The organism is Dietzia sp. DQ11-38-2, from assembly GCF_014145055.1.
Classification (GTDB): Bacteria; Actinomycetota; Actinomycetes; order Mycobacteriales; family Mycobacteriaceae; genus Dietzia.
Genome location: NZ_JAALDW010000327.1, coordinates 338 through 2,788, shown reverse-complemented (window position 1 = coordinate 2,788; position 2,451 = coordinate 338). Strand labels below are relative to the sequence as shown.

The 2,451-nt window shown below is 72.1% G+C and carries 2 protein-coding genes and 1 pseudogene; all 3 read right to left on the bottom strand.

Going from position 1 to position 2,451, the window contains the following annotated elements; all coding sequences use genetic code 11:
- Window positions 1-333: pseudogene (locus G6026_RS11460) on the bottom strand (TIGR01777 family protein); the annotation flags it as partial.
- 11 nt (window positions 334-344) lie between these two features.
- Entirely contained in the window at window positions 345-1,043 is a 699-nt protein-coding gene (locus G6026_RS11455; RefSeq protein WP_182613249.1) for a lipocalin family protein, read from the bottom strand.
- Window positions 1,040-2,451, bottom strand: a 1,412-nt coding sequence (locus G6026_RS11450) for an MMPL family transporter (protein WP_182613248.1), incomplete at its 5' end; no start/stop codon positions are given. The genes G6026_RS11455 and G6026_RS11450, both read right to left, overlap by 4 nt.

Here is a 2,451-nt window from a genome sequence, read left to right as displayed (position 1 = left end):
CTCCGGGCCGGCGGTGACGGTGTGCTCGTGGACCCACCCCGTCAGCCCCGCGTAGGGCTGGGAGACGCAGCGGTCCACGAACCGCTCGCCCTCGACGTACCCGCCGGGGTCGTGCCGGGCGATCCAGCGCGGTCCGAATCGGATCCCCAGGGGCCCGGGGAGCGCGGACCTCGGCTCGAGCACGGCCTCACCGTCCCGCAGGGAATCGGCCTGGCGCACCGGGCGCAGCGACATGAACGGTGGCGAGAGCCGGAGGAAGGCGCCCGGCGAGGCCAGGTAGTCCCACGCCTCGTCCGCGCCGGCCCGGATGGTGCAACGGAGATCGATACTCATGAGGCCGGCTCTCAGGGCAGCAGGCACAGCGGGGTGACGTCGCCCCGCCCGCCGGCCATGGGAACGGTCAGAAACGCACACGACCACCATCCACGCGCGTCGACGACGTCACGGACGGTGGACCACTGCGCCTCGTCGAGCGCGGGCCCGCGGCTCAGCACGAACCCGGAGGACCGGCTCGGGTCGCCGACGATCGCCAGCGAGTAGTCGTCCGCCAGGTAGGTGATCCGGTAGTTGACCGGGCCGTTCTCGTCCTGGAACGGCACCTGCGGGAAATCCACCCGTAGGGAGGCGTTGGTGGCGGTGTCACGGATCGTCGCCTCGCCCTCGATCACCGAATCCGAGCTGAGGGCCGATCCGCAGGAGTTGCGCACCGAGATCGTGTCGGGGGAGATTCGTGCGTACTCGGCGGTCGTGTCGTTGGTGCACTGCAGCGTGTACGGCTGCGGGATCGCGGCGACCTGGTACCAGGTTCCCACGAACCTGTCGGGGTCGACGTATCCGACCTGCTGCAGCTCGGGACCTCCGATCGACCCCACCGCGATACCGTCGGGGACCCTGAGCTGCGAGGACCCCCCGCCGAGGCGGCCTCCGTCGGTCAGGTCCTGGGCCCCGGCCGCGGGGACGCCCACCACCCCGGCGGCCATCAGCGGGACCACGGCCAGTGCGGTGGCGATCAGACGGGACCGGGGACTGCGCGACGGGGTCATGGGTGGGTCTCCTTCGTGTCGGCTGTGCTGGCTGGGGCGGGGTCGTCCGGAGCCGTGCCGGGGGACGCGGAGGCGTGCGGGTCGCCCGGCCACCAGACCCGCTCCCCGACGAGGGTGAACAGTGCCGGCACCACCAGGGTCCTCACGAGGAAGGTGTCCAGCAGGACGCCGAGGGCCACGATCACACCCACCTGGGTGAGAACGATGAGCGGCAGCACGCCCAAGACCACGAAGACCGAGGCCAGGACGATTCCGGCGGAGGTGATCACGCCACCGGTGAGGGCCACGGCCCGGACCATGGCCTCGCGGGTGGAGTGCGTGGCCGCCTCCTCCCGGGCCCGGATGACGAGGAAGACCGAGTAGTCCACCCCGAGGGCCACCAGGAACAGGAAGCTGTACAGCGGGACCGACACGTCCAGCCCCGGGAAGCCGAGGATCTGGGTGGTGACGAAGGTCCCGAGACCGAGGGCCGCGAGCGACGAGAGCACCGTCGCACCCAACAGGAGCAACGGGGCGATCAGCGCCCGCAACGCCAGCACCAGGACGGCGAACACCACCAGGAGGATGAGCGGCGCGATCAGTGCGAGGTCGCGCAGGTTGCCGTCGGAGGTGTCGACGGCCTCGGCCACCGGACCGCCGACGATCGCCTCGGATCCCGTCACCTCGTCGACCGCGGAGCGCAACGCCACGACGCTGTCCTCGGACCGGTCGGTCGCGGGGGCCGCGTCCAGGGTCACGGTGATGCGGCTCCACCCGGTATCCGATTCCCCGGCCGGCACTGCGGACACGACCCCCTCGACCCCCTGCACGGCCTCGAGGACATCCGCCTCGGTGCCGGTCCGGGTGAGCACGGTGACAGGATCGGTGACGCCGGCCGGGAAGTGCTCGGCGGCCGTCTCGAGGCCGGCCACCGCCTCGGAGGGCGTGCGGAACTGCTCGGTCTGGCTGAGGCCGATCCGGGTTCCCAGCAGCCCGAACGCGAGGATGACAAGGATCAACACACACGAGATGAGGACCCGGGCCGGGCGGGTGACCACTCCGGAGGCGATGCGGCCCCAGACGCCGGACGGCACGTCCTCGCGGAAGCCCTCGGGGGTCGTCGGGACGATCAGACGCCGGCGCTTGCTGGAGCTCGCGTTCGCGCGCCCGGTGTCGCGCCCCGGCCGGGGGACGAAGGGCCAGAACAGGCCGCGCCCGCACACGGCCAGCGCGGCCGGGAGCGCCACGAGGGCGTACGCCAGGGCCACGAGCAGACCGACGGCCGCCGAGATGCCGAGCGACCGATAGTTCGGCAGGGTGGCGAGCAACAGCGTGAGCAGGGCCAGGACCACGGTGATGTTGCTGGCGACGATCGCGGGCACCGCCCCGCGGTACGCGTCGCCCAGCGCCTGGCGACGGTTCTCGGTCT